19 protein-coding genes are annotated in these 26,998 nt (G+C 40.6%); 12 read left to right on the forward strand and 7 right to left on the reverse strand.

The window, feature by feature from the left end; all coding sequences use genetic code 11:
• Nucleotides 1–40 precede the first annotated feature (40 nt).
• Nucleotides 41–3,139, reverse strand: a complete 3,099-nt coding sequence (locus AAEZ18_RS08325; protein WP_089368652.1) for an efflux RND transporter permease subunit — start codon at nt 3,137–3,139, stop codon at nt 41–43.
• A 3-nt stretch (nt 3,140–3,142) separates the two neighbouring features.
• Nucleotides 3,143–4,195 carry an efflux RND transporter periplasmic adaptor subunit gene (locus AAEZ18_RS08330; RefSeq protein ID WP_350594408.1) on the reverse strand — a complete coding sequence of 351 codons (1,053 nt, stop codon included), beginning with the start codon at nt 4,193–4,195 and terminating at the stop codon, nt 3,143–3,145.
• 244 nt (nt 4,196–4,439) lie between these two features.
• Here AAEZ18_RS08330 and AAEZ18_RS08335 point away from each other — a divergent pair, with 244 nt between their 5' ends.
• From AAEZ18_RS08335 to AAEZ18_RS08360, 6 genes are all read left to right on the forward strand, one after another.
• The gene (locus AAEZ18_RS08335) at nt 4,440–5,147 is read left to right on the forward strand and encodes a DUF2982 domain-containing protein (RefSeq protein WP_179808032.1); all 708 of its coding nucleotides are present in this window, start codon (nt 4,440–4,442) and stop codon (nt 5,145–5,147) included.
• A gap of 21 nt (nt 5,148–5,168) precedes the next feature.
• A complete protein-coding gene (locus AAEZ18_RS08340; protein WP_011328927.1) occupies nt 5,169–5,501 on the forward strand; it encodes a hypothetical protein in 333 nt (110 codons plus the stop codon).
• A 67-nt stretch (nt 5,502–5,568) separates the two neighbouring features.
• Complete coding sequence (locus AAEZ18_RS08345; RefSeq protein WP_350594410.1) at nt 5,569–7,230, forward strand: Lcl C-terminal domain-containing protein; 1,662 nt, start codon at nt 5,569–5,571, stop codon at nt 7,228–7,230.
• Nucleotides 7,231–7,239: 9 nt separating this feature from the next.
• Nucleotides 7,240–7,755 (forward strand): Lcl C-terminal domain-containing protein, encoded by a 516-nt coding sequence (locus tag AAEZ18_RS08350; RefSeq protein ID WP_089368648.1) that lies wholly within the window; start codon nt 7,240–7,242, stop codon nt 7,753–7,755.
• A gap of 147 nt (nt 7,756–7,902) precedes the next feature.
• Nucleotides 7,903–8,820: an ExeA family protein gene (locus AAEZ18_RS08355; protein ID WP_089368647.1), complete on the forward strand. Its 918-nt coding sequence runs from the start codon at nt 7,903–7,905 to the stop codon at nt 8,818–8,820.
• An 11-nt stretch (nt 8,821–8,831) separates the two neighbouring features.
• Nucleotides 8,832–9,947 (forward strand): general secretion pathway protein GspB, encoded by a 1,116-nt coding sequence (locus tag AAEZ18_RS08360; RefSeq protein WP_182677833.1) that lies wholly within the window; start codon nt 8,832–8,834, stop codon nt 9,945–9,947.
• A gap of 7 nt (nt 9,948–9,954) precedes the next feature.
• Here the strand turns inward: AAEZ18_RS08360 and AAEZ18_RS08365 are convergent, their stop codons facing one another.
• Both AAEZ18_RS08365 and putA read right to left on the reverse strand, forming a co-directional pair.
• On the reverse strand, nt 9,955–11,148 hold the full coding sequence (locus AAEZ18_RS08365) for a cyclic di-GMP phosphodiesterase (RefSeq protein WP_182677831.1): 1,194 nt from the start codon (nt 11,146–11,148) through the stop codon (nt 9,955–9,957).
• 120 nt (nt 11,149–11,268) lie between these two features.
• Entirely contained in the window at nt 11,269–15,072 is a 3,804-nt protein-coding gene (gene putA, locus AAEZ18_RS08370; RefSeq protein WP_179808038.1) for a bifunctional proline dehydrogenase/L-glutamate gamma-semialdehyde dehydrogenase PutA, read from the reverse strand.
• A 169-nt stretch (nt 15,073–15,241) separates the two neighbouring features.
• On the opposite strand from putA, the gene AAEZ18_RS08375 reads away from it, so the two are divergent.
• Nucleotides 15,242–15,724 carry a winged helix-turn-helix transcriptional regulator gene (locus AAEZ18_RS08375; protein WP_011328920.1) on the forward strand — a complete coding sequence of 161 codons (483 nt, stop codon included), beginning with the start codon at nt 15,242–15,244 and terminating at the stop codon, nt 15,722–15,724.
• A 67-nt stretch (nt 15,725–15,791) separates the two neighbouring features.
• Here the strand turns inward: AAEZ18_RS08375 and AAEZ18_RS08380 are convergent, their stop codons facing one another.
• The gene (locus AAEZ18_RS08380; RefSeq protein ID WP_011328919.1) at nt 15,792–16,397 is read right to left on the reverse strand and encodes a TIGR04211 family SH3 domain-containing protein; all 606 of its coding nucleotides are present in this window, start codon (nt 16,395–16,397) and stop codon (nt 15,792–15,794) included.
• Between the two features lie 216 nt (nt 16,398–16,613).
• Between AAEZ18_RS08380 and AAEZ18_RS08385 the strand changes: the two genes are divergently transcribed.
• Nucleotides 16,614–18,134: a CYTH and CHAD domain-containing protein gene (locus AAEZ18_RS08385; protein ID WP_182684338.1), complete on the forward strand. Its 1,521-nt coding sequence runs from the start codon at nt 16,614–16,616 to the stop codon at nt 18,132–18,134.
• Nucleotides 18,135–18,194: 60 nt separating this feature from the next.
• On the opposite strand, the gene AAEZ18_RS08390 is transcribed toward AAEZ18_RS08385, so the two are convergent.
• On the reverse strand, nt 18,195–19,715 hold the full coding sequence (locus AAEZ18_RS08390; RefSeq protein ID WP_011328917.1) for a S10 family peptidase: 1,521 nt from the start codon (nt 19,713–19,715) through the stop codon (nt 18,195–18,197).
• 351 nt (nt 19,716–20,066) lie between these two features.
• On the opposite strand from AAEZ18_RS08390, the gene AAEZ18_RS08395 reads away from it, so the two are divergent.
• The 4 genes from AAEZ18_RS08395 (at nt 20,067) to mrcB (ending at nt 25,610) form a co-directional block, all read left to right on the forward strand.
• The gene (locus AAEZ18_RS08395) at nt 20,067–21,332 is read left to right on the forward strand and encodes a GGDEF domain-containing response regulator (RefSeq protein ID WP_011328916.1); all 1,266 of its coding nucleotides are present in this window, start codon (nt 20,067–20,069) and stop codon (nt 21,330–21,332) included.
• Nucleotides 21,333–21,513: 181 nt separating this feature from the next.
• Complete coding sequence (locus AAEZ18_RS08400) at nt 21,514–21,852, forward strand: P-II family nitrogen regulator (protein WP_011328915.1); 339 nt, start codon at nt 21,514–21,516, stop codon at nt 21,850–21,852.
• A 9-nt stretch (nt 21,853–21,861) separates the two neighbouring features.
• Nucleotides 21,862–23,091: an ammonium transporter AmtB gene (locus AAEZ18_RS08405; RefSeq protein ID WP_011328914.1), complete on the forward strand. Its 1,230-nt coding sequence runs from the start codon at nt 21,862–21,864 to the stop codon at nt 23,089–23,091.
• A gap of 176 nt (nt 23,092–23,267) precedes the next feature.
• Nucleotides 23,268–25,610 carry a penicillin-binding protein 1B gene (gene mrcB, locus AAEZ18_RS08410; RefSeq protein WP_182684582.1) on the forward strand — a complete coding sequence of 781 codons (2,343 nt, stop codon included), beginning with the start codon at nt 23,268–23,270 and terminating at the stop codon, nt 25,608–25,610.
• 74 nt (nt 25,611–25,684) lie between these two features.
• On the opposite strand, the gene hemL is transcribed toward mrcB, so the two are convergent.
• On the reverse strand, nt 25,685–26,965 hold the full coding sequence (gene hemL, locus AAEZ18_RS08415; protein WP_011328912.1) for a glutamate-1-semialdehyde 2,1-aminomutase: 1,281 nt from the start codon (nt 26,963–26,965) through the stop codon (nt 25,685–25,687).
• Between the last annotated feature and the right edge of the window lie 33 nt (nt 26,966–26,998).

The following is a 26,998-nucleotide window of genomic DNA, read 5'->3' on the forward strand; positions in this document are numbered from 1 at the left end:
TAAAGCGTCGTAACAACAAGGTTACGACGCTATTAGGAGGTTAGATCTCTTCGAATGGCTTTTTAGCGGCTTGTTTATCAAGTTTTTGCTGCAAAAACTCAGGTGACTGTGTATTGCGCGCAAGTGCATAGTAAGCAGCAGGTACTACAAACAGAGTCAGTAGGGTTGATACAACAACACCGGTAAACACTACAACACCAATTACCATACGGCTTTCAGCACCCGGGCCCGAGGCTAAAACCAGAGGTACCGCACTCATTACAGTGGTTAATGAGGTCATAATAATAGGGCGTAGGCGCTGCGTAGCGGCTTGTAAAATAGCTTCGCTAAACTCTACGCCTTTGTCGCGTAGTTGGTTAGTAAACTCAACAATTAATATGCCGTTTTTAGCACTTAACCCTATGAGCATCACAATACCTATTTGGCTGTAAATATTGAGCGTAAGTCCTGTGGCCCACAAGCCAAACATAGCACCCATTAAGCCAAGGGGTACGGTAAGCATTATTACAAATGGGTGCATAAAGCTTTCAAACTGTGCCGCTAGTACTAAAAAGGTAACCGTAAGTGCTAAAATAAACACGTAGGTCATGGCCGAAGCACCTTCATAAAACAACTGCGATTCGCCTTTGTAGTCAATCGCGCCATCTATGTCGTTTTCTTCCATGGCCACTTTGTTTAAAAAGTTAAGTGCTTGCTCAAGTGTATAACCATCGGCTAAGTTGGCGCTTAAGGTAATTGCACGCATACGGTTGTAGCGGTTTAAGCGCGATGCGGTAGCTTCTTCTTTTAAGCTAATTAAACTATCAAGCGGGACTAGCTCGCCACTGCGTGATTTAAGATAAATGTTTGATATATCAGTAGGGTTGGCAAAGTCTTCTTTAGTGCCTTTTAAAATAACGTCGTACTCTTCGCCGCGATCTATAAAAGTAGTAACACGACGCTGACCTAGCATGGTTTCGAGTGTACGCCCTACATCAGATACTGAAATGCCTAAATCGGCCGCTTTGTTTTTATCTATGCTGACTAAAAACTGTGGGAATGTTTCTTTGTAATCATGATCGATTCTAACCAGTCCTGGATTTTTCTCAGCGCGCTCTATAATACGGTCGCGCCAATCGGCTAGTTGTGCGTAATCGTTACCTTGTAGTACAAACTCGATTGGGCGTGATGAACCACCGCCGCCAATGCCACGGCGCATAATAGCAAAGGCTCGCACGTCGGTAACTTCCTGCAGTTTAGTGCTTATTTCGTCCATTATTTCCCAGGTAGAACGTTGGCGTTTGTCCCAATCGGCCATACCTACAATTGCTACACCGCCACTGCCGCCCCAGCCTGGTACGCGCACGAGTACGCGGCTTAGCTCGCCAGATTCAGAGTAAGGCATTAAGCGATCTTCAATTTTACTCATGTTAGCGGCATTGTTCTCATAACTGGCGCCTTCAGGGCCACTCATCATAACAAAAAAGGTACCACGGTCTTCTTTAGGTGTTAGCTCAGACGGTATTTGAGTAAATAATGAATAACTAACAAAGCCAGCTAATAATAAGCTGATCATTAAGCCCCATTTGCGGGTCATGTTAGAGGCAAGTGAGTTACGATAACTAAGCTCTACCTTAGCAAAAAAGCGGTTCATCGACTGGCTAAATTTACTTTCTTTTTCAGAGGCTTTTAATACTTTAGAACATAACGCAGGTGAAAGAGTAAGTGCTGTAATACTTGAGAAAAACACTGCGGCACTTACCGCCATAGCAAATTCAGTAAATAAAGCACCAATACGGCCATCCATAAATACTAAGGGTACAAATACCGAAATAAGCACTAAAGTGGTGGCAATAATTGCAAAGCCCACTTCGCGCGCGCCTCTATAAGCGGCCAATAAAGGAGGCTCGCCAAGCTCTATGCGGCGATGAATGTTTTCTAACATAACAATGGCATCATCAACCACTAAGCCGATTGCTAGTACCAGTGCAAGTAAAGTAAGTAAGTTAATGGAATAACCCATAGCGAGTAAAAACATAAAACTACCCACTAACGCCACCGGCACAGTAACTGCAGGGATTAAGGTGGCACGAATATTACCTAAAAATATAAAAATAATTAATACAACTAAGCCCATAGAAATAGCAAGGGTGCTGTATACCTCATTAATCGATTCTTTTATAAAAATAGATGAGTCGTAACTATCCTCTATAGTGGTTCCTTCGGGTAGGTTACGTTTTATTTTTTCAAGTTCGGCGCGGGCGTTATCAACCACAGTTAAGGTGTTGGCTTTAGCTTGCTTTACAATGCCTAAACCAATCATATTGCGGCCATTACCCCGAAATAAACTCTCGTCATCGGCGGCTTCTAGGTGTACATCAGCCACTTCACTTAAGCGTACTAGGTAACCGTCATCACCGCGTTTTATTACTAGGTTTTGAAAGTCGCGCTGATCTTTATAACTGCGGGCTGTACGTACAGTAAAGTCACGGTCAACCGATTCAATTTCGCCAGCGGGTAACTCTACGTTTTCGGTGCGTAGTGTTTGTTCTATATCGCTCGCAGTAATACCGCGAGCAGCCATTGCTTGGCGGTTTAGCCAAATTTTCATGGCGTATTTTCGCTCACCACCAATGCGTACGTTAGACACACCATCAACTACGGCTAGGCGATCAACAATAAAACGCTGTGCGTAATCAGATAATTGCATTGAGTTCATGGTTTCGCTGTTTAGCACAAACCATACAATAGGGCTTTCATCGCTGTTAGACTTAGACACCTCAGGCGGGCGAACTTGTTCAGGTAGGCTATCTGCGGCGCGGGCAACACGTTCACGCACATCGTTAGATGCAGCATCTATATCGCGCTTAATATCAAACTCAATCGTAATATTTGAGCGGCCATTACGGCTCGATGAGTTAATACTTTTAATGCCTTCAATACCCGATATACGATTTTCGATGACTTGGGTTATTTTGGTTTCTATAATCTCTGCAGAAGCACCAGTATATTCGGTACTAATATTAACAATAGGTGTTTCAATATCAGGGTACTCACGCAGTGGCAGCATGCTAAAAGCAACGAGCCCAAAGGTGAGTAAAAGTAGGTTTATTACAATCGCAAAAACAGGGCGTTTAACGCTAATATCGGTAATTTTCACGGGTTATCCCTTCACGCTAACTTTACTGCCAGAGCGAATTTTTATTAGCCCTTCAGTTATAATTTGCTCACCATCGGTTAAGCCTTCATCAACAGCAACCCAGCCGTTATTTCTGCTCGCAATATGCACTTCAACACGATTAGCAACACCGTCCAAAATTTGAAATACGTAATGTTTGTCTTGTAGCGGAATAATTGCTTTTTCTGGAACCATTAATGCTTGGTTACTACTTAGCTCTAACGCTGTTTTAAGTAGCATACCAGGGCGAAGCAAACCTGAATTATTTGCAAAGCTGGCGGTTACTTCTACGCTACGGGTTACCGAGTCAATACGCGAACTAATATGCGTTACTTTACCGATAAAGGTTTGATCTGGATAAGCATCATTTTGAGTGAGCACTTTCATACCGGTAGCTAATTGCGCTAAATATTTTTCAGGTACTTTAAAGTCTACTTTAATGATACTTATGTCATCGAGGGTGGTAATAATTGAACTGTTATTTACATAGGCACCAATCGATATTTCACGCTTGCCCAACATGCCAGAAAATGGCGCGGTAATGGTCATTTCAGCTAGCTTGGTTTTAGCACTTTCTAATTGTGCTTGGGTGGCATCAACTCGTGATAATTGCTCTTCAAGTAACGATTTTGCTGTTGACTGAGAACGTGAAAGTTCGGTAAGTCTATCGAGTTGGCGTTTTTCTTCGCGTAAATTAATATTTAGCTCTTTTACAGCAATTTGTTCTTGTTGGCTTTGCAGTTGTACTAGCTTTTGGCCTTTGCTAACTAGGTCGCCATCTTCAAAGAAAATATTAGTCACGTAATCACTTTGTGCGCTGGTAATATATACAGCTTGGTTAGCGCGAGCGCTACCAATAGCTTCAATCATTACTGCATTTTCTTGCGAGGTAACAGTGTGAGCAGACACTTGCGTGGCCATTTGTGAAAAATCTGCTTGTTCACCTTGGCTAGCGGGTAAATATAAATAAACGCTAAATATTACGAGTAGCGTAATAATAAATGGAAAAAGAGCTCTACCTGATTGTCTTGAGTACATTGCTTTAATACCAAAAAATAAATTATAACTATTGTACGAAATAACACCGAGAAAAGGCGGTATTATGTCCCATTAATTTGTGAATTAAGCGTAAAAGTTATAATAATTAATTAAATAAACTCATGCTTGAGCTTTAAAAGGTATTTTATGAAGTTAAATACGTCGTGCAAAAAATGTTTAATGCTCAGAAAAATAGCATTGTGGGGCATTATTATGTTCATTTTTTACAGTGTTTATTATCAATATGGATGAGTTTAACGCTATGCAAATTAAGTATCGTGCGCAGGGAGCTAAGCATGGCATAGAAGTATTAATTGTTGGTGCGATTGGTTTGTTATTTATTATGCTGTTTAATTTATTACGCCCTGGTGAAATTAGCATTCTAGAAATTTTTTTAGTTAGTTTGTGTATTGCAGCAATAACAATTGGTTTTTTTAAAACCCAAGAGCCATTTTATAGCTTAGTGTTAACCACTGAGCAGTTAACTTATCAGCACAAATATGGTGTTTGGCATTTAGCTCATAGTAATTTTAAATCAAGCGGAATACCCAAAATAGCAGTAGGGCTTGAGCACTTAGAGCTTAACGTGGTAGGAATTAAGGTAAACGATATGGATGAGTTTTTAACGGGTTTAGCCCCAAGAATCGCAGGGAAATTATTGATAGAGCAGCGTCATTTATTTATGCAACTAATTCAAAAGAATTGCAAAAATGGCGATTGCCCATCAGAATGGCTGGTAGAGGATACACAATATAGATCTAAAAATGGAATTAGCTATAATGGGTTAATAGCAATGTTTGCCAACAGGGCTAAGCATTTGCAGTTACTAACAGGCTATGAGCTATTATTACCAGCGAGTGTATTAGATAGAAATATTTGGGAATTTAGTGCTAACTTAAATGCATGGCAGCGCGACCCCCTTAAATTTATAGCGTCGCAAGTAAGTAATTAAAACGCGGCAGTAGGAATAATAATGAGCCAAGAAAGAGCTTTTTTAAAAAGTGGTCGTAATACCATAATACATAAAGACAAAAAACTTGATTTAGTCATTGTTAATTCTGAGATCCACCCTCGAATTAAAGTGACCCAAAATGGCTTAGAACCATTTAAAGAAGAGCTGCCAAAAAACCGCCGTGACGCAAAAGAGCGTTACTTAGAAGTTGTTTATGTTGGTAGCGCCGATGTGTTTGGCGAAGAAAAACGATTGTTATTTATTCAAGCCCTTGATGGGCGGGAATACAAGGTTGATTACAGTAAAATAGGTACTAAGTTATTTGTACGTATTCATCAAGATAGTTATTTATAGTACTTAGTGGCACTTTTATTGCTTTAAATAATTATTAATTATTTTTTGATATAAAAAGGTGCTTAGTATGAGAGCAATTGCGTTAATCCCGTTATTGTCGTGTGGGCTATTGGTTGCATGCGGAGGTGGGGGGAGCTCTGATGATGGTGATAACACTCAAGCTTCAGTATTTGCAGGTAACGATTTGCAAATTATTGAAAAAACCGATTTTACTATTACTGCAAAAGGCTCACCTACCGAGGGTACGTTTACTTGGCAGCGCGTAAGCGGCCCCATTGTTGATGGATTTCCGCTCGATGGTGCAGTGCAAACTATTACCGCGCCAGATGTAAAGGCAGACAGTGAACTGGTGCTCAGAGTAAGCTATCAAACAACCGGTGGTGGTTTAGTACATGACGATATTAGTATTTTTATTACTTCAAACAATCAATTACCCCAAGCTGTAATTACTCAAACAGCACCGCAAGTATTGCCATCGGTTTATAACGATACCGTAACGCTAAGCGCAGCAGACTCAACAGATCCAGATACAAATGGTCAAATTAATAGCTACTTGTGGCAATTAATATCAGGACCAGCCCTCAATATTAATAGTTTTACTAATTCTACCTTAAGCTTTAGCCATCCACTGCTTGAAAACCATACAAATTTAAAGTGGTCATTAACGGTTACCGATGATGAAGGGGGAGAGTCAACCTCTGAATATGACATGACTTTAAATAAAACAGCGCAAGTTGTTATTGCCAATGCCGGGGCTGATCAGCAAGTTAACGAGTTTGATAAAGTAACCTTAGATGCAAGTAACAGCGCTGCCGCAACCAGTACTTATAAATGTGACTGGCAACAACTAACCGGAAAAGCGGAAACATTAGCTAATAGTAATCAATGTATTACTACTTTTTATGCCTCAGACATAGACACTAACGCCACTTTAAGCTTTGAAGTAATGGTTACTGATTCAAAAGGGCGCACCGCAAACGATAGTGTATTTGTAGATGTTGCACCTAAAGCGCTTGGGTTAATAAACGATACAGGTGTAGGGGAGTGTTACAACAATACTCAACGTATAAACTGTGTTAGTAAAGATTTTCCAAATCAAGATGCTGAACTTGGTCGAGACAGCTTTGCGAATCGTTTAGCCAAAGTAGGGCAAGGTAATTTAGCGTTTGATTACACCAAACTAAATGAGTTTGCCGATGAAGTGGCTGATGACGCACAAAATTTTAGTTGTATTCGCGACAACGTAACCGGTTTAGTGTGGGAGGTTAAAAGCCCTGTGTCAGGTGTGGTACCTAACACTACATTACGCGATGGGCAAAATCATTACACATGGTACCTTACTGAATCTGCTATTCCTCAGGTAGGCGGAGCAAGAGGCGCAGCCAACTCTAGTTGCCCAAGTAATACCGATTGCGGATTGCAAAGCTATATACAAGAAGTAAATGCGTTAGATTTTTGTGGTGGCACAAATTGGCGAGTACCTACTTACACCGAGCTACTAAGCTTAGTAGATTATGGCAAGCAAGGGCAAAATGTATTAATAGATAAGAGTATTTTCCCTAATACGCCTGCGGTTAGTTTACTGGGTCACTTGCGTTATTGGACCTCTCAAACAGCGGTTGATGGCACCAGTTTATCGCAAGCTTATATTATAGATATGAGCGATGGTAATGACCTTGCTTATCCAAAAAGTAAGACTGCTTATGTTCGTTTAGTTAGAAGCCGTTAGGGGAAGTATATGAAATTTAAATTAATAACTACATTTGCGGCAATGAGTTTAAGCTTTAACGTAATTGCTGGGGTTTGTTATGACTCTGTTACGCAAACAACACCAACAGAGCGATTTACAATAAATCCCGATGGCACAGTGTCAGATAGCAAAACAGGTTTAATGTGGCAGCGTTGTAGTTACGGACAAGTGTATAACAATGCTACAGCAACATGCGAAGGCTCTACACCATCATTAACCTGGCAAACTGCATTGCGAGGCGCAGTTAACGATACAACGGCAAGTTATAATGACTGGCAAGTACCAAATATTAAAGAGTTAGCAAGTATTATTGAACACAGATGTACAGAGCCAAGTATTAACGAATCGGTGTTTTTGGGCACAAAGCTACAAAACTATTGGACCAATACCTCAGGTGTAAACACGATTAACTCTGCTTGGGTATATCAGTTTGACAGTGGATTAAATAGTTTGCACGCTAAAACCAGCAGTGTTTATTTGCGCTTAATGCGTTACGAAAAATAATCCAATATAAGTAAATGCACAGCTAAATTTAAAGCAGCGTTTTTTACATTAATTTACGTTATTTCAATAATAAAAGAGCCTGAGTGTTGTCACTAAGGCTCTTTTTTTGCCATTATGGGGGGGATTTATTTACCAAGGAATACTCAGGTGTATTTAAGCTATTTTGGTTTGCATGAAAAACCCTTTTCAATCTCGCCTAACCCCCATTATTTGTTTTTAAGTGAGCGACATAAAGAAGCGTTAGCGCACCTTACCTATGGATTAGGTGAAGACGGCGGCTTTGTATTATTAACCGGCGAAGTGGGTACCGGTAAAACAACCATTACTCGCAGTATGCTAGAAAAACTGCCAGAGAATACTCAAGTTGCGATGATCCATAATCCGGCATTATCAGAGCTTGAGCTCTTGGCGAGTATTTGTGATGAGCTTAAAATTAATTATGATGCACAAAATGCGAGTTTAAAAAGCCTTACCGATGTTATAAAAAAGCACTTAGAAGCAAATAATAAAGCGGGTGGGCATACCATACTTATTATTGACGAAGCGCAGTTACTTGCCCCCGATGTACTAGAACAACTGCGGCTACTAACCAACATAGAAACCGATCATAAAAAGCTATTACAAATAGTGCTGGTGGGGCAACCTGAGTTGCAAGTATTATTAAAACGAAATGAGTTAAGGCAGCTTGCACAACGTATAACAGCTCGCTATCACTTACTACCTTTAACACAAGGGCAAACGGTGGCATACATTAAGCATCGTTTACATATTGCAGGCTGTGATAAAGGTATTTTTTCGTTGGAAGCAATGCAAAGCGTTCATCAACTTACCGGTGGCGTGCCACGATTAATGAACTTAGTGTGTGAGCGGGCGTTAGTAGGGGCATTTGCAAAACAGCAATTAACAATAGATAGCGAGATTATAAAAAAATCTGCTCAGGAATCATTACCACCCGATTTTATTGCGGCTAATAATACGCCACCTAAAACCGTGCCATATTGGCTATATTGCTCTGCTTTTGTTGCTTTATTTGCAGCAGGCTTAGGGCTTTCATTTATTTTATAGTTAGGTGATTAATGTCTTATTTATTAGATGCGTTAAAGCAATCGCAACAAGCCGATATAAGCGCCGAGCAGTATGACTTACAGGCACAGCAGGCTAAACAACAACAGTCTCTAGTGCGATACCGCCGCTTGGCGTTTGTGATTGGTGGCAGCTTAGCGGTTAGCTTTAGTGTTGCTGGTGGTTTTGTTAGTGGAAAATGGCTACAAAACAGCTCATTTAATAGTAATAATGAGCAAGTTAGCACTACAGCAATATTAAAAAATACTAATGCCGATAAAGAACCAACAATAACAACCAAATCGGATATAGATAATACAGCAAAATTACAAAGTGCAGAGCAAAACATAGCTGTATTAGCGGCGCAACCATCAGCGCCAAAAACGGCCCCGCCAGACGCAGTAAATACAGCAACTTCCATTCAAGGGCAGTTAGTATATGTACAAACCCCAAGTGGTATTGTACAAATGTTACTTACGCCGCAAGGGCAATATATTCCAATAATGGAAAATCAAGCCACACTCCAGCAAAACCTAAATCCGCAAAATAGTTTTGCTCAGGGTACGTATGCGCAAGGCGCAATTAATCAGCAGGGATATTCACAACCACATTATAATCAACCTAGCTTCAATCAAACGAATAACCAGGCAACACAAGCAGCTGGGCAGCAACCTCAAACAAATATGCCTTCATCGGCATCGCTTGATTTAAGTAAGTATAAAGTGCTTGGTAAACCGCTCGATTCGCAAGGCTCTACAGCACAACAAACTAAAAGACCTGCGCTTGGAAAGAGCCCAACATTACTAGAAACAGCTTTTGATCAAGCTATTCAAGATACAGAAAAAACACAAAACTACGAAGTAACGCAAGCAACGCGCAGCTCATCACGCGTGCAACCAATAGAGCTGTTGCCAGATGGATTACAAGCCATGTTACCGCCACTTAAATATCAGGCGCATATATATTCGTCTGCACTCGATAAGCGTTGGATCAAGCTCAATGGTCGCGAGCTTTTTGAGGGCGATAGTATAGGTGCATTAACAGTGCGAGAAATAACACCAGAGCAAAGCGTACTTGATTTTGACGGCTACGAATTTAGCTTAAAGGCGCTACAAGATTGGCCGCAATAGCGGCTAATTAGGGTAAAATTGAATTTTTATAAAAGCGTTGTAAGTCAATATTGTATTCGTTAGTTTTAACTGCCGACTCAAGCGTATCTTGGCTTTTTTTATGTGCTAAATCTATGTCTTGCACTTGGGTGTAGCGCCCATGCTTTGCACTATAGAAAGTTTTAACAACGGGCTTTAGTGGGCTGGCAGGGTTGCTCTGTGTCACCAGTCCCACTTTTTGACTCGAGAGCTTAACCAGTGTGCCTACCGGGTGAATACCGATACACTGAATAAATTTAGTTAATAACTCACTATCAAAACTATCAGGGCAACCTTCTTTTAATATTTTAAAGGCTTTTATCGGCTCCATGCCCGCTTTATAAACGCGCTCAGCAGTGAGTGCATCATACACGTCAACAATTGACGCCATACGCACATACTGGCTTATTTCATCGCCTTTTTTACCAAACGGATAGCCTTTACCATCTAAGCGTTCATGGTGCATACCGGCAATATCAACAGCTATACCTTTGAGCCCTGCAGCTTGTAAAATTTCTTTACTAAAGCGCGCATGATTTTTCATTATTGTAAATTCTTCATCAGTAAAACGTCCTGGCTTATTGAGTACTGCATCGGGAATTTTTATTTTGCCAATATCATGCAGTAGCGCGCCAGTAGTTAGCTGTTCAATTATATTTTTATCTATATTTAAATGCTTGGCAAAAATACTAATTAAAATAGAAACATTAATAGAGTGCTCTAACAGGTAGGCATCTTTTTGGCGCATTTGAGTAAGACATGCAAGTGCATCTTGATTTCTAAATACCGAATCCATAAAACCACTAGCAAGCTCTCTAAAAGGCGCTATGTCTATATTTTTACCTGCTTTTATATCTTTAAATGCTTTAATTTGTAGTGATTTAGCTTCATCGTAAAGCTTTTTAGCTTTGCCCATTTCTTGCTCGGCACTGTGCGTTTTTTGCCAAGGATCGCGCTTTGCTATAGGGGAAGGTGTCTTAGCTGGATCTTTTTCAGGCACTGATTCGATGAGGGTTTTATCTGGATCTATTTCAACTTCTAAAATACCGACATTTTTTAATTTATCGATACCGGCTTGAGTTTTAACCCAGCCTTGGCTTTTTATTTTTATACGTCCGGTTTGCTTTGTTACGCTTTGTACAAACATGCCAGGTAATAACTGCGAAATTGGAATGACTTTCAATTTAATTCACTTCATATAAGTATTCTACTGGTTAAAGTAACAAAAATATTACAATTAACATAGTAAAAAAGGCACCCTAAGGTGCCTTTTCATACGAATAAGTAATTAGTGCTAAACTAGTTACTCATCATCTTCAACAAGCGTCATCAGCGATGTATTACCACCCGATGCCGTTGTATCTATACTGATGGTTTTTTCAGTTACTAAACGTTTAATAAGCGTATCGTAATATTCAGAGCTGATCACTGGCAAAATAGCACCTTTACGCTGCGCTAGCTGCTGGCTGAAATAACCAAAGCGAGAAGAGCGCGCTGCAACAACAGCGCCGGCTAAGTGCGGATGTGCCAATATAGCTTGTAACTGATTTGGTTTAGCTACTTGGAACACGCCTTCGGCAACACCGGTGGCAATAAATTTATCTCTAAAGGCAACCGCTTCTTCATAAAATATTTCAGAGGCCACGGTAATTACCGTATTACCCGCAGCAATTGCAGTAATGATCGATAATGCCCAAAAGTTAAACGATGTGCTCTTATCGGCGTAACATACAACACAACCACGTGCTTCAAGATGCAATGTATTAGACTCACCCGTTGGCCCTGGTAATGTAGTAAATTTACGCATGTGCTTTTCTAAGCGATTAAGTTGTGCACGTGCATCGGCAAGTGTTAGTGCTAAATCGTCTGCTAAGTCGTCAATAATTTCAACTGTGGCTATTTTAGCAAGCAATTGACGCACCGCAGAGACACGGTCGTTTAGTGGTGTTGAGCGCCAAATTTTTTCATCGCGCATAGAGTTAATCATTAGCTTTTCTACTTGCTCGTTTGCACCGCTGTAGTGGTGTAAATCCAGCTCGTCTGGCGTTAGATTGGTCATTTGCACGTTTTCTGGTGATGCTTTTTCTTTTACTAAACGTTGTAAGTAGTTAGGGCCACCGGCTTTAGGACCAGTACCAGATAAACCACGGCCACCAAATGGTTGCACACCAACAATAGCGCCAATCATATTACGGTTAACGTATACGTTACCTGCACGCGACATTTTAGCTAGGTATTCACAGCGCTCTTCAATGCGCGAATGCACGCCCATAGTTAAGCCGTAACCTGTGTTGTTTATTTGATCCATAACACTGTCTAGTTCGCTCGATTTAAAGCGTATAACATGTACACATGGGCCGAATACTTCGCGCTTAAGTACCGATAAGTCTTTTATTTCGTATAAACGAGGAGCAAAGAAGTACGCACCATTTACTGTGTTATCTGGAATTTTACACTCGTAATGTAATGTCGCATTACCTTTTAAGTACTCAACGTGATCATTTAAGCTTTTCAATGCTTTTTCATCAATTACCGGGCCTACGTCAGTAGATAGTAACGATGGGTCGCCTATATGTAACTCAGCCAGTGCACCTTTAAGCATTTCGATTATGCCATCGGCAACGTCTTCTTGAATAAACAATACACGTAACGCTGAACAGCGTTGCCCAGCACTTTGAAAACCAGAACTAATTACATCGTCAACCACTTGCTCAGGGAGTGCTGTTGAGTCAACGATCATACAGTTTTGGCCGCCTGTTTCAGCAATTAACGGTACTTGAATATCGCTACGCGCCGCGAGTGTTTGTGAAATAAGCGTGCCTGTTTCAGTCGAGCCAGTAAACATAATTGCTTGAACGCGTTCATCCGGAACAATTGTTTTACCTACGTCACTACCGCGGGCTATTACCGCTTGCACAACATGCTCTGGTAAACCTACCGACAGCATAAGTTCAATGGCACGCAGCGCAATTAGGCTGGTTTGCTCAGCTGGTTTTGCAATAACGGTATTACCAGTCACAATGGCAGCGGCTACTTGGCCTAAGAAAATAGCTAGCGGGAAGTTCCATGGGCTAATACATAAAATAACACCACGAGCTTCAAAGCGCTCATCTTGCGATAGCTCTTCAGCGCGGGCTGCGTAGTAACGACAAAAATCAACCGCTTCGCGTACTTCATCAATACCATCTTTAGCTATTTTACCGGCTTCTTTAATACAAATAGCCACTAGTTCGTCATGATGACGCTCTAAAATATCGGCAACACGGCGTAATAAATTAGCACGTTCTTTTACCGATGTTTGTGACCATGATTCAAAAGCGCTTTCTGCGTTGGCTAGCAAAATTTGCATTTCATCGCTAGATTGCAGTTTTATATGGCCAATTACTTCTTTGTGGTTTGCCGGGTTTTTAACTGCCACAGAGCCCTCAGGTACTTGGCTTGGCTCAATTAAGTGCTCGTTAAACCACAGATCAAGGTTTTCTTTAAACGGAGTGATCACGTTTATATCGGTTAAATCCATGCCTTTTGAATTGGCACGCTCGGCGCCATATAAGTCAATTGGCATTTTAATTTGCGTATTGTATTTATTACGTAAACCTTGCAGTGTTTCTACCGGGTCAGGTAATAGTGACTCAACTGGCTTAGTGGTATCTACAATGGCATTAACAAACGATGAGTTAGCACCATTTTCTAATAAACGGCGTACTAAGTAAGCCAGCAGGTCTTCGTGTTGGCCCACTGGTGCGTATACGCGGCACTGAATTTTTTCCTCGGTAACAATTTGGTCAAATAAAGATTCGCCCATACCGTGTAAACGTTGGAATTCAAAACCGGTGTTATCACCTTTAGCCACTTCTAATATAGTTGCTGCTGAGTAGGCATTATGGGTAGCAAACTGTGGGTAAAGTACATCACGTGCTTCGAGCATTTTCATGGCACACGCTTTATAAGACACGTCGGTGGTTGCTTTGCGAGTAAATACCGGAAAATGCTCTAAACCATCTTGTTGTGTGGTTTTTATTTCAGTGTCCCAATAAGCGCCTTTAACTAAACGCACCATCATTTTGCGACCCACACGGGTTGCAAGTTCAGTTAGCCATTCAATTACAAATATAGCGCGTTTTTGATACGCTTGAACCGCTAAACCAAAGCCGTTCCAACCTGCTAGGTCGTCATCACTAAATACCGCTTCAATTACATCTAAAGAAATATCTAGACGGTCTGCTTCCTCAGCGTCAACAGTAAAGCCAATATCATATTGTTTAGCTGCTAGCGCAAGCTCTTTAAGCTTAGGCACAATCTCGGCCATTACGCGTTCTTTATGCGTAAACTCATAACGAGGATGAATAGCAGAAAGCTTAACTGAAATGCCTGGGCTTTTTATTGGGCCACGGCCATTTGCCGCTTTACCAATAGCATGAATCGCGTTCATGTAACTGTCAAAGTAACGCTGCGCATCTTTCATGGTGCGCGCGCCTTCGCCTAGCATGTCGTATGAATATACATAGCCTTTTTGTTCTTTATCGGCAGCACGTACTATTGCTTCGTCAATGGTACGACCCATAACGAATTGCTTACCCATAATTTTCATCGCAAAGTTTACTGATTTACGAATAACAGGCTCGCCTAAACGACCTATGGTTTTTTTAAGCATACCAAATTGCTGTTCTTTGGTTTTATCTGTGTAGTTAACCATTTTACCGGTTACTAATAGACCCCAAGACGATGCGTTAACAAATAACGAATCGCTGCTGCCTAAATGAGAGCTCCAGTCGCCTTTTGCTAATTTGTCACGAATTAATGTGTCTTGAGTTGCTTTGTCTGGTACGCGAAGCAGGGCTTCGGCTAAGCACATTAATACTACGCCTTCTTCACTAGAGAGTGAAAACTCATTTAATAGTGCATCAACACCGCTTTGACCATCTTGGTCTTTACGAATATTTAAAACAATTTGGCGAGCTCTTTCCCAGGCACGACTTCGTGCTTTAACACCTACTTCAGCAAGTGGTAAAATATGATCGATAACCGCATTTTCGTCGATGCGGTAGAAGTCACGGATTTTTTGTCGAATTGGACAAGTCGTTGTCAAATCGCTATTGAATAACATAAGCAACCCTCAGGAGTGTTAAAACTTAAGGTAAAATTAATTACCACTAAATATTCGTTGGTGTAAGGCGTGCATTCTAATTAAAATTCAGCAGAATATGCTGGTTAAATTTGGCGTTTTACGCTAATTTACAGGGCATATTTTCTACTTATCCGTATAAAGTTCTGTTATGACGAGTCCAAATAGATTACGCCTGCTTGATCGTATCGATTTAGCTATTTTAGACGTTCTGCAACAGAACGGCAGAATTTCAAATGTTAACCTCGCAAAGCAGGTTAATTTAAGCCCCAGCCCTTGTCTTGATCGTGTAAAGCGTTTAGAGCAAGAAGGCTATATTGAAGGCTATGTTGCCAAGCTTAGCGAAGCCAAGCTTAATCAAAGCTTAGTTGCACATGTACAAGTGTCGCTGGTGACTTCAAATACCGCGGTATTTAAAGTGTTTAGAGAACACATTTTAAAAATTAGGCAAGTAGTGGAGTGCGACATGGTTGCTGGTGGCTACGACTACTTGCTGAAAATCAGGGTATCAAACATGGACGAGTACAGGCAAGTGCTTGGCGACTTAGTTGATATTCCAGGAGTGGGGACGCACCACACTTATATGGTAATTGAAAAAATAAAACAAGATCCGGGTCTGCGCCTAGATTTGTAATATAAACTGCAGGCATAAAAAAAGCATCTAATGATGCTTTTTTTATGCGACTAATTAAGTTGTCGTGTTATGCCCAGCCTTGGTAGCGCTTACGGCGAGACAACACAATCGTTAATATAATACCTAAAAACAATCCTAAAAATGCAATAGCACCGCCATAAGTAAGTAATTGGCGTTTTTCTTTAGAGCTAGTAGCTTGCTTTAAAGTGCGCTCTTGCTCAAGTGTAGTTTTTAATTGAGTTATTTGTGTAAACAATTGTTTGTTTTGGTTTGTTAACTGCACGTTTTGCTCTTGCAACTGCGGTAATTCAACTTGTGCTTGGCGCAGTTCATTTTGTATTGAGCTCATTTCATCACTTAACGTTTGGTACTGCTTATGTAAGCCAGCTGTTTGTGTGATGTATTTAGCTTCAACCCAACCTTCACGATCTTTATCATCCTTAACTTTTAAAAAACCGTTTTCTTCACTCGATAATAAGGTCAGTTGTGTGCCTGCATCAATAGAGCCGAGTAAACGATAGTTTTTGCTCGCACCAGAGCGCATAAACGTATAAAGATTGTCAATTATATAAGCTGTTTTTGCATTGGTGGGGGCTGCTGTTTGAGCTTCTTCTGCTTGGCTCGCAAATGTTGAGGCTGTTAAAAACAGCCATAATAAACAGTGTTTTAGCATTTATTTACCTTGTTAATCTAACCGTGTCCGTTTAGAACGTGATTTTATATTTCACATAAGTATAGCGATAATATGGATTAAATAGCGCAATAGCAAGGTTGATATTGTAACCGGTGTTATTTTATTAGCGGCCCATTTTGACTAAAATATTTGCAATATGGGGCGGCTTTGTTTATTTTGACCACTTATTAATTTTAAGGGTAATCCGCATAACTAATGGATACTGAGATAGAACTAAAATTTTTGGTATCAGATGCCGTCATTCCACTGATCCCCTCATTAATTACACAATTTGCAAAAACAGTTACTAATAAGCCATCTCGAAGTTTACAAAATGCTTATTATGATACGCCAAGCCGTGAGCTTAGAGCCCTTGATATTGGCTATAGAACGCGTTGTGCTGATAATAAATGTGAGCAAACAATTAAACTCGCCGGTGAGGTTGTTGGGGGCTTACATCAACGCCCTGAATTTAACTTACCAATAGAGTCTAATCGTCCAGATTTAATGGCATTTGACCCATCTATTTGGCCTCATGGCATGCAAGCCAATGTTATTGCAGAAAATATACATCCGATTTTTAGTACTAACTTTATTCGCCGTACTTGGTTAATTGAGACTCAAAACGGTGCAAAAATTGAAGTAGTGCTTGATAAAGGTGAAATTGCCGCAGCGGGTAAAGTTGAGGTGATCAGCGAGCTTGAAATTGAACTTGTTGAGGGCAGCCGTAATGAATTATTTGCGCTAGCCGATAAATTAGTAAGCCAAAACTGTATTCGCTTAGGTTTGTATTCAAAGGCCGCAAGAGGGTATCGCCTTGCTGACGACACGCCACTGCAACCAAGTAAATCTATTGGGTTTGTTAAACTCAAAGGGCAAGTAACCCAAGAGCAAGCATTAATAGAGGCTATGGGTTTTGGTATTCGTTTTGTGCAAAAGCACGAACAATGTTATTTCGATAAGCCAAGTTTAAAAACATTAAAGCGAGTAACCGACGGTATAAGCTTAATTCGTCATAACTTTTGGTTGTTTGACGATATTGTTAGCAAAGAAAGTACTGAGCATTTACGCAACGAATTAAAGTGGTTACTCAGCGAGTTAGCGTGGGTTGAAAATGCAATTCAATTAAAAACCTATACTTCTAAACGCCACGCTTTTTATAAAAAAATAAACAACGCACCGGCATTAACACAAGTTATTAATGACCTAAAAGAGCTACAGCCTAGCATTGACGACATTTATGCGCTGTTTCATAGTGCACGCTATAATCGTTTAATACTGTCGTTAACAACCTGGTTAATAGACAAACAATGGCGCAAGTTTTGGGATCAAAAGCAATTACAAAACGCTGACCAATCGGTAGCCAGCATTGCTAACCGTTTGTTTGATAAAGATTGGCGAAATTTGCATAAGCTGTTACCTAAAGAACAAACTTTAACCGCGAATGATTACCTTAATATACGCACACAATTAGAGAACAGTTTACTAAGTGGTAATTGTTTAGGTGCGTTATTTGATAAAGAAGAGCGCTTAGAGTTTAGACTCCCTTGGCTTGATATTTCTCATGGTATGTACGAGCTTAGTACCCTTGACTATTTAAAGCAGCTTTGCGGTGGTCAAGAAGATGAAAAGCTAGCTAAAATTCAAACATGGCTAGCACAAAAGACAGAATATTTGGTAAGTGCAATGGAGCAAAGTAGATTGGCTTCGTTCGATATAAAGCCTTATTGGCTTTAGATTTACAGAATATGATTAAATAAAAAAGGCTCATTATGAGCCTTTTTTTATATTTGCTGATTAGTATTTAGCAGCTTGGCCTTCTTTAGGTAATGCCGCCTTTATAAACTCACGTAAGTCGGTATTAGAGCTCTCTAAATCCGCATGGCGTAAGTACATCATATGTCCGCTTCTGTAGCCTTTAAAGCTTAAGCGGTCTTGCATTTTGCCACTTGGGTCTAACTGCCATAACGTATATTTAGCATCGAAGTAGTTAGTTGCACCGTCATAATAACCCGATTGAATCATTACCTTTAAATACGGGTTTTGCGCCATAGCTAAACGCAAGTTTTCGCCGGTGTTATTACCGCTTCTATCCCATGGGTGCACATTACCAAACAGGTTATATTTAATATCTGTTTTATAATTTAGCTCTTCACGTAAGTAATGATTAATAGCGGGTGTGAAAGAGTGTAACCACGACGTGAGTTCTGCCCAGTAATCAGGCGACTCGCCCGCATCGCGTTTATCAATACCTAAATAACGCGAGTCTAAGCGTCCTACCATTTGGCCGCGGTCACGTAATAGCTCTTTCCAAAAAAACTGCGTTGGAATATCTAAGTTATTTTGCTCTACAAAGGTTTCAGAAAGCCCAGCATATTGCGCCATTTTTTTAATTATGCGGCGCTTTTCATCATCTGCAATAAAGCCGCCTTTAGCCAGTGCGGGGATCAGTTCGTTAATTGTAAACTGCTCAACTTCAGGCAGTAACTCGTCTAGGTCTTTAGCTTGTAAGTTGGCATTTAATGCTTTGTGATACCAAGCTGTAGCGGCAAAGTAAGGCAGGCGGTTAGCTGCTTTAATTGGGCCGTCGCGCTTAATGCCAATATCGGTTGGTGAAACCAATACTACGCCGTTAATGTACATCCATTGGCTATTTTGCAGTTCATGGGCAAGGCCCGATACACGTGTTGTACCGTAGCTTTCGCCAATTAAAAACTTAGGAGAGCGCCAGCGCTCGTTTCTGTTTACAAAGGTATTAAGCCACTCAGCGAGGTACTTAATATCGGCTTTTACGCCAAAAAACTGCTCTTTTTGCTCAGCTTTAGAGAGTAATTTACCGTCTTTATCTTCAACTACGCGAGAGTAGCCGGTGTTTACCGGATTTACATATACAATATCGGCAATGTCGAGCACTGAGTAAGGGTTGTCTTTAACCCCATATGGTTGAATAGGGTAGCCTTCATCATCAATTTTTAATACGCGAGGGCCAGTATAAGCAAGGTGCATCCAAACCGATGCCGAGCCAGGGCCGCCATTAAACGAAATAAGCAAAGGGCGCTTTGCTCTGTCATCTACCTTATCGCGGGTGTAGTAAGTATATTGCAAGGTTGCTATAGCATCGCCTTTGTCATCCCAAACAGGTTGCGTACCGGTTGCAACCGTATATGAAAAGCGCTGATTATTAATTTTTGCTTTGTGCTCAGTAACCACTTTGCTGTCGATATCAATACGACGCTGGTTATTATCGGCAAAGGAGGCACTACTAAGTGTTAAGGCAATGGCGGCAATAGGTAAAAAAATACTTTGGCTAAACTTCATGAATGACCCTTTTTTATTGTTAATGTTCTATTAAAAGAAATATTCAGTAAAAAAACAAAAGTATTGAGACTAGTTGCCGATAATAGTGGTTGAGTAAATAGAATGTGTAAAAACTTAGCTTTTAACGCCTTGTATCGCTCTTTATTCCGATCGTAATGAAAGTAATGTATATTCGCATTTATTTATAAGTAACAGCTTAAATAAGTGAGATTTACTTTAAAAAATAGTGGCAAACCGACAGGGTGTGTAATTTGCTTTTTAATAAATTTAAAATCTCATTAAAGGCTTTAAATTTATGATGAACACATGGTTATAAAACAAGTAATCAAATTAGAAGTAAAGAGAAGCCCTATGCAAAGACTGTTGATAGTTGAAGATAGTAAAGTAGTACAACAAGTCCTTCGCCATATATCTGCACAGTATCTTGATGTTGCCATTGATTTTGCTTGGTCTTTATCTGAGTGTAAAGAGTTTGTAAGTAAGCACAGCTATACATTAGCCTTAGTTGATTTAACGCTCCCCGACGCACCAAATGGTGAGGTGGCCAAATATACCTTATTAAAAGGTATTCCTACTGTGGTGCTTACTTCTAAGATGGATGAGTACAAGCGCCTGCAAATGTTAGAATTAGGCGTAATTGATTATGTGATAAAAGATAACCGTGACTCATATAATTACGCTATAAAATTAGTTGCACAGCTGTTGCGTAACCAAGGCTGTAAAGCATTAATAGCCGACGACTCGGTTTTAAGTCGTACTTTAATGAAGCAAATGCTAGAAAAACAATTATTTGCAGTCAGTGAGGCGCACGATGGACGCCAAGCATTAGATATGCTCAAAAACGATGCTGAAATTAAATTACTCATGACAGACTATGCAATGCCAACAATGGATGGTTTTGAATTAGTTAAAGCGGTGAGAAACTTTAGAGGCCGTGATGACTTAGCAATTATTGGGTTATCAGGCGCGAGTAAGCATGGTTTATCGGCGCGATTTATTAAATATGGTGCTAATGATTTTTTAACTAAACCTTTTATGAATGAAGAGTTTCATTGTCGTGTATTGCAAACCATGGAGCAGTTATCGTTAATTGCAGACATTAAAGAAAGTGCTTTTCGAGATCATCTTACCGGGCTTTATAATCGTCGTTACTTTTATCAGTATGCTGAAAAACTACTCAAAAATAAAAATCAGAAAAATAGCTTAGTGTTACTCGATATAGATTTTTTTAAAGCAATAAACGATGAATTTGGGCATGACGGCGGCGATCAGGCACTTAAACAAGTGAGTAATTTAATCCGGACTTCATTTTCTAACAGTACAGTGGCACGTATTGGCGGTGAAGAGTTTGCAATTATATTAACGCAAGTAGAAGTTGAACAAGCCGAGAAGTGTTTAAATTTATTTATACAAAAGTTCGCAAGTTACGACTTTACTATCAGTGATAAAACCTTATCAATAACAGCAAGTATAGGCCTAGCCGAATTTCAAAATACCAGTTTAACCGCTGCTATGCGTGTTGCCGATAGAGCTTTGTATCAAGCTAAGGAGCAAGGGCGCAATTGTGTGGTTTTAAATAGTACTTTGCAGCTAGCAGAGGTTACAGCTATACGTTGAGTTAAATACACACGCACCAATCAAGTATTATATATAAAAAAACGCACCTAATTGGTGCGTTTTTTTGTTTTAAATATAAAATATTTTTATAAGTTATTGTTTTTTATTGCCATATATAAATGGCATAAAGCTTGGATTGTATTAACTAAGAAAAACAATAACGTGTCCTAAGGGGACTAAAATGAAAATGATTAGTGCAATCATAAAGCCATTTAAATTAGATGAAGTGCGTACAGCACTCGCTGATTTAGGCATAGAAGGGATGACAGTTGTTGATGTAAAAGGCTTTGGTCGACAGCGTGGTCATACCGAATTGTATCGTGGGGCTGAATACCAAGTTGATTTTATTCCTAAAATTAAACTCGAAATTGCCACTCGTACTGAAAACTGCCAACGCGTAGTTGACTCAATTACGCAAGTTGCAGGCACCGGAAAAATAGGTGACGGTAAGATTTTTGTGTACGACCTAGATCAAATTGTTCGTATTCGTACGGGCGAACTTGATGAAGATGCACTTTAAGGGGGATTTATGGAAAGTACACTGATAGAACTAAAGTTTTCGCTCGACACCTTTTATTTTTTAATTTGTGGCATATTAGTAATGTGGATGGCCGCAGGGTTTGCCATGCTAGAAGCGGGTTTAGTACGCTCAAAAAACACCACCGAAATATTAACTAAAAATATCGCCTTGTATTCAATTGCATGCACCATGTTTTTACTCGTTGGTTACAATATTATGTATGTAGGGAATACCGAGGGAGGCATCATTCCTTCATTTGGTGGCTTAATTGGTACACAAGCCGCTGATGCTGATCACTCTCTAGAATCTGATTTTTTCTTTCAAGTTGTTTTTGTTGCCACGGCTATGTCTATTGTCTCGGGTGCGGTGGCTGAGCGCATGAAGTTGTGGGCATTTTTGGTGTTTACCTTGGTGTTAACTGGGCTTATATATCCTATTGAGGGTTACTGGACTTGGGGCTCTGGATTTTTATCGGCAATGGGTTTTGTTGACTTCGCGGGCTCAGCAATAGTGCATGCAACCGGCGCATCAGCGGCATTAGCTGGCGTATTATTACTGGGTGCACGTAAAGGAAAATATGGTAAAAATGGCGAAATATACCCAATTCCGGGGTCAAACTTGCCTTTGGCAACGTTAGGTACGTTTATTTTATGGATGGGCTGGTTTGGTTTTAACGGCGGCTCGCAGCTACTTATATCAGATGCAGAAAACGCGACTGCTGTAGGAAAGATTTTATTAAACACCAATGCTGCTGCTGCAATGGGGGCTGTTTCAGCACTATTTGTTTGTAAAGCATTATGGGGTAAAGCCGATTTAACTATGGTATTAAATGGCGCGTTAGCTGGGCTGGTTGTGATTACCGCCGATCCGCTTTCACCTTCACCATTGATGGCGTGTTTATTAGGGTTATTAGGCGGCTCATTAGTGGTATTTAGTATTGTTATACTTGATAAGGCAAAAATAGACGACCCAGTTGGCGCTATTTCTGTGCATGGCGTATGTGGAGTACTTGGTATTATGCTAGTACCTGTGACAAACGCCGAGGCAAACTTGGTAACTCAGTTAATAGGCTTGTTGTGTATTATTGGTTTTGTGTTTATTTCTTCGCTGCTGGTGTGGGCAATCTTAAAGCATACTATGGGCATTAGGGTTACCGAAGAAGAAGAGCTAAACGGTATGGATCAACACGATTGTGGCATTGACGCCTACCCAGAATTTGTATCGGTTCGTAGTAATTAAATTTAAGTTATTGTGTGTTGTCCAAAGCGCTACTTAGGTAGCGCTTTTTTATTTCAGGGGAGGTTAACTTTAGTGCTGCTAAGATGGGTTGTTAATTTACCTTATAATGGTGAACTAGTAGGTGACTATGCTAAGCTCACGTCCGTAAAATAAACCTTGGAATAAATTACATTTAAATGGCTGATAACAAAAAAACACCGACAGGTAAAACCCCCACAAAGCGCAGCGCTAAACCCTCTAAAAGTACACCGCGTAACGGCGCTAAAAAAAGTACAAAAAACAAATCATCAGTTGCTCAGCGATCTTTACTCAATAAACTATGGTCTATTTTTTGGAAACTTAGTTTAGCGACATTTATTGCTATGGCGCTTTATTTTATTTACCTCGATGCAAAAATAACTCGTCAATTTGAAGGTAATAAATGGCAGCTTCCTGCGCAAGTTTATGCACGCTCGATGGCGTTTTACCCCGGGCAGTTCTTATCAAGCCAAGAGGTTATTTGGGAGTTAGAGCGGCTAAACTACTCAGCCGTTAATAGGTTAAGTCGTACAGGGCAATATGTTAAAACCGCCAACAGCATTAAAATATATCGTCGCGATTTTGAATTTTATGACGCGCTAGAACAAGCGCATATAATTGAACTGCGTTTTGCTGGGCAAAAAGTGGCTAGTATTAAAGACAAGTTTGGTCGGCGTTTAAACAACGCTAGGCTGGAGCCGGTGCAAATAGCGCGTATAGGTAACGACTCTAAACAAGACCGTGAATTTGTACCGCTGGATAAATTTCCGGCAATGCTAAAAGACACGCTTTTAGTGGTTGAAGATCGTAATTTTTATCAGCACCACGGCGTATCGGTATTTTCTATTTTACGTGCGTTGTACAGTAATATTCGTGCTGGGCGAACAGTTCAGGGCGGCAGTACGCTAACGCAACAACTGGCTAAAAATATTTACTTAACCCGAGAGCGCTCACTTACACGAAAAATAAACGAAGCGTTTATTGCGCTTATTTTAGATTACCGTTATTCAAAAGATCAAATACTTGAAGCGTATTTAAATGAAGTATATTTAGGGCAGTCTTATAACCAAGGTGTACATGGTATGGGCTTGGCTGCTGAATTTTACTTTTCTAAACCAGTAGATGAGCTAGAGTACGATCAAATAGCGCTGCTGGTGGCTATGGTAAAAGGGCCGTCTTATTACAATCCACGTCGTTACGAAGAGCGCACAATGGAACGTCGTGACTTAGTGCTGCGCTTAATGGTTGAAGACAAACTTTTGAGTACTAATGAATACCGCGCTGCATTAAAACGTCCTTTGAATATAGCGCCAATGAAAGCCAGTTTACAAAAATCGTACCCAGGTTATTTAGAACTAGTAAATCGTGAACTCAAGCAGTTATTGCCCGATCAAAATGTGTTAGATGCCGGTGTTCGTGTGTTTACCTATTTTGACTTGCAAAAACAAACGGCAATGGAAGAGTCGATTCAGGCAAGTTTGCCTTATTTAGAAAAACGCCCTAATACTCGCGCGCTTGAAGCGGCGATGATCTCAGTTAACGTAGAAAAAGGTGGCGTATCGGCATTAGTTTCTGGGCGCGATGTGCGTTATTCAGGCTTTAACCGAGTACTTGATACCAAACGTAATATTGGCTCATTAGTTAAGCCTGCGGTGTATTTAAGCGCGTTGCAGTTACCACATTATAACCTAGCCACTTTACTTGACGACTCACCGGTGCAAGTTACCAATGAGCAAGGTAAAGTATGGCAACCTGAAAACTACGATCGTCAATTTCGCGGAGCGATCCCGTTATACAAAGCTTTTAGTCGCAGTATAAATATACCTGCGGTAAATCTTGGCCTTGATGTAGGGGTAGATAAAGTTGCAAATACACTAAGAGGGTTAGGCGCGCAGGGAAGAATAAACGAATACCCATCGTTGTTATTGGGGGCACTTGAAATGTCTAGTTTTGAGGTAGCACAATTGTACACAACCATTGCTGCCGATGGCGAATATAGAAAGTTAACCGCTATTTCTGCGTTAACCGACTCAATAGGCAAAGTATTGTATAAGCATGAGGTGAAATCTGAGCCGCGTTTTGCTAAAGATGCCATGTACATGACAAAATACGCAATGAAACGAGTGACTAAAGATGGCACCGCAAAACGGTTAAACTTACACTTTCCGTCGATTCAACTTGCGGGTAAAACGGGCACTAGTAACGATTTACGCGATAGCTGGTTTGCGGGGTTTGATCAAAACACAGTGACCGTTGCTTGGCTAGGCCGAGATGATAACAAAAGTACCGGCTTAACCGGTAGTGTAGGGGCTTTAGAGACCTATATTCGTTATTTAAAACCGCTAAATCCCGAAGCGATAGCCGATACTCGTCCACCTTCAATTCGCTGGGCGTTTATTAACGAGCTAACGGGTAAACAAGCGCCACCAGGGTGCGGCAAAGTTATTCAGCTACCACTAAGAGCCAGTGAATTTGAACCAAGGCCGCAGTGTATTCGTTAAGCTGTTTTGAATAACTACAAGACATAAAAAAAGCCCGTTAGGGCTTTTTTTATTGGCTGAATAAAACTGATGTTTTACAGCTTAGCAAACGCGCGCTCTGCGGCTGCAATGGTATCTTTTATTTCTTGCTCGTTGTGCGCTGCACATACAAAGCCTGCTTCAAAAGCAGAGGGGGCTAAGTAAACACCTTCTTCAAGCATCAGGTGGAAAAAACGTTTAAAACGCTCTAAATCACACTCAGTAGCTTGTTTGTAAGTTGTTACTTTTTCAGCATCAGTAAAGAAAAAACCATACATGCCACCGGCGTAATTAGTGGTTAATGCAATGCCTGCTTTTTTAGCACCGGCTTCAAAGCCTTCACAAATTGCTTTACTGGTTGCTTCTAGTTTTGCATGTAATCCTGGCTCGCTTAATAACTCTAGCGATTTTAAACCTGCAGCCATGGCAATTGGGTTACCCGACAATGTACCCGCCTGATAAACTGGGCCAACCGGTGCAATATAATCCATAATTTCGGTTTTGCCGCCAAAAGCGCCAACTGGCATGCCGCCGCCAATTACTTTACCTAAACAGGTTAAGTCTGGTTTTATATTGTAGTAGGCTTGTGCGCCGCCAAGTGCAACTCGAAACCCGGTCATTACTTCGTCAAAAATAAGTACCGATTTGTATTCGTCACAAACGTCGCGCAAACCTTCTAAAAATCCCGGAACCGGTGGAATACAGTTCATGTTACCAGCAACAGGCTCAACAATAATGCATGCAATTTCGTCGGCATATTTAGCAAAAATAGCTTTCACTTCATCTAAATTATTAAACGATACAGTAAGCGTATGTTTTGCAAAATCTTCAGGAATGCCCGGCGAATTAGGCACGCCCATAGTCAATGCGCCAGAGCCCGCTTTAACTAATAATGAGTCGGCATGGCCGTGGTAACAGCCTTCAAATTTAAGTATTTTATCGCGGCCAGTAAAACCACGCGCTAAGCGAATAGCGCTCATGGTGGCTTCTGTGCCTGAGCTAACCATACGTACTTTTTCGATTGATGGTACTAGCTCTTTTACTTTTTCAGCCATTAAAATTTCGGCTTCGGTAGGCGCGCCATAACTTAGGCCGTTTTCTACCGCGTCGTGTACTGCTTGTTTAATTGCAGGGTGGTTATGGCCCATGATCATAGGGCCCCAAGAGCCAACATAATCGATATAGCGATTACCATCGGCGTCAAATGTAAACGCACCCTCAGCTTTAGTGATAAATAGCGGTGTGCCGCCTACACCATTAAAAGCACGTACTGGTGAATTTACGCCACCAGGAATAGAAGCTTGAGCGCGTGCAAATAAGTCTTGGCTAATTGTCATGAAAAATCCTATTGTTTTGTCACAAAAAAAGTG

Source organism: Pseudoalteromonas sp. 19-MNA-CIBAN-0066, assembly GCF_040308705.1.
Lineage (GTDB): Bacteria > Pseudomonadota > Gammaproteobacteria > Enterobacterales > Alteromonadaceae > Pseudoalteromonas > Pseudoalteromonas nigrifaciens.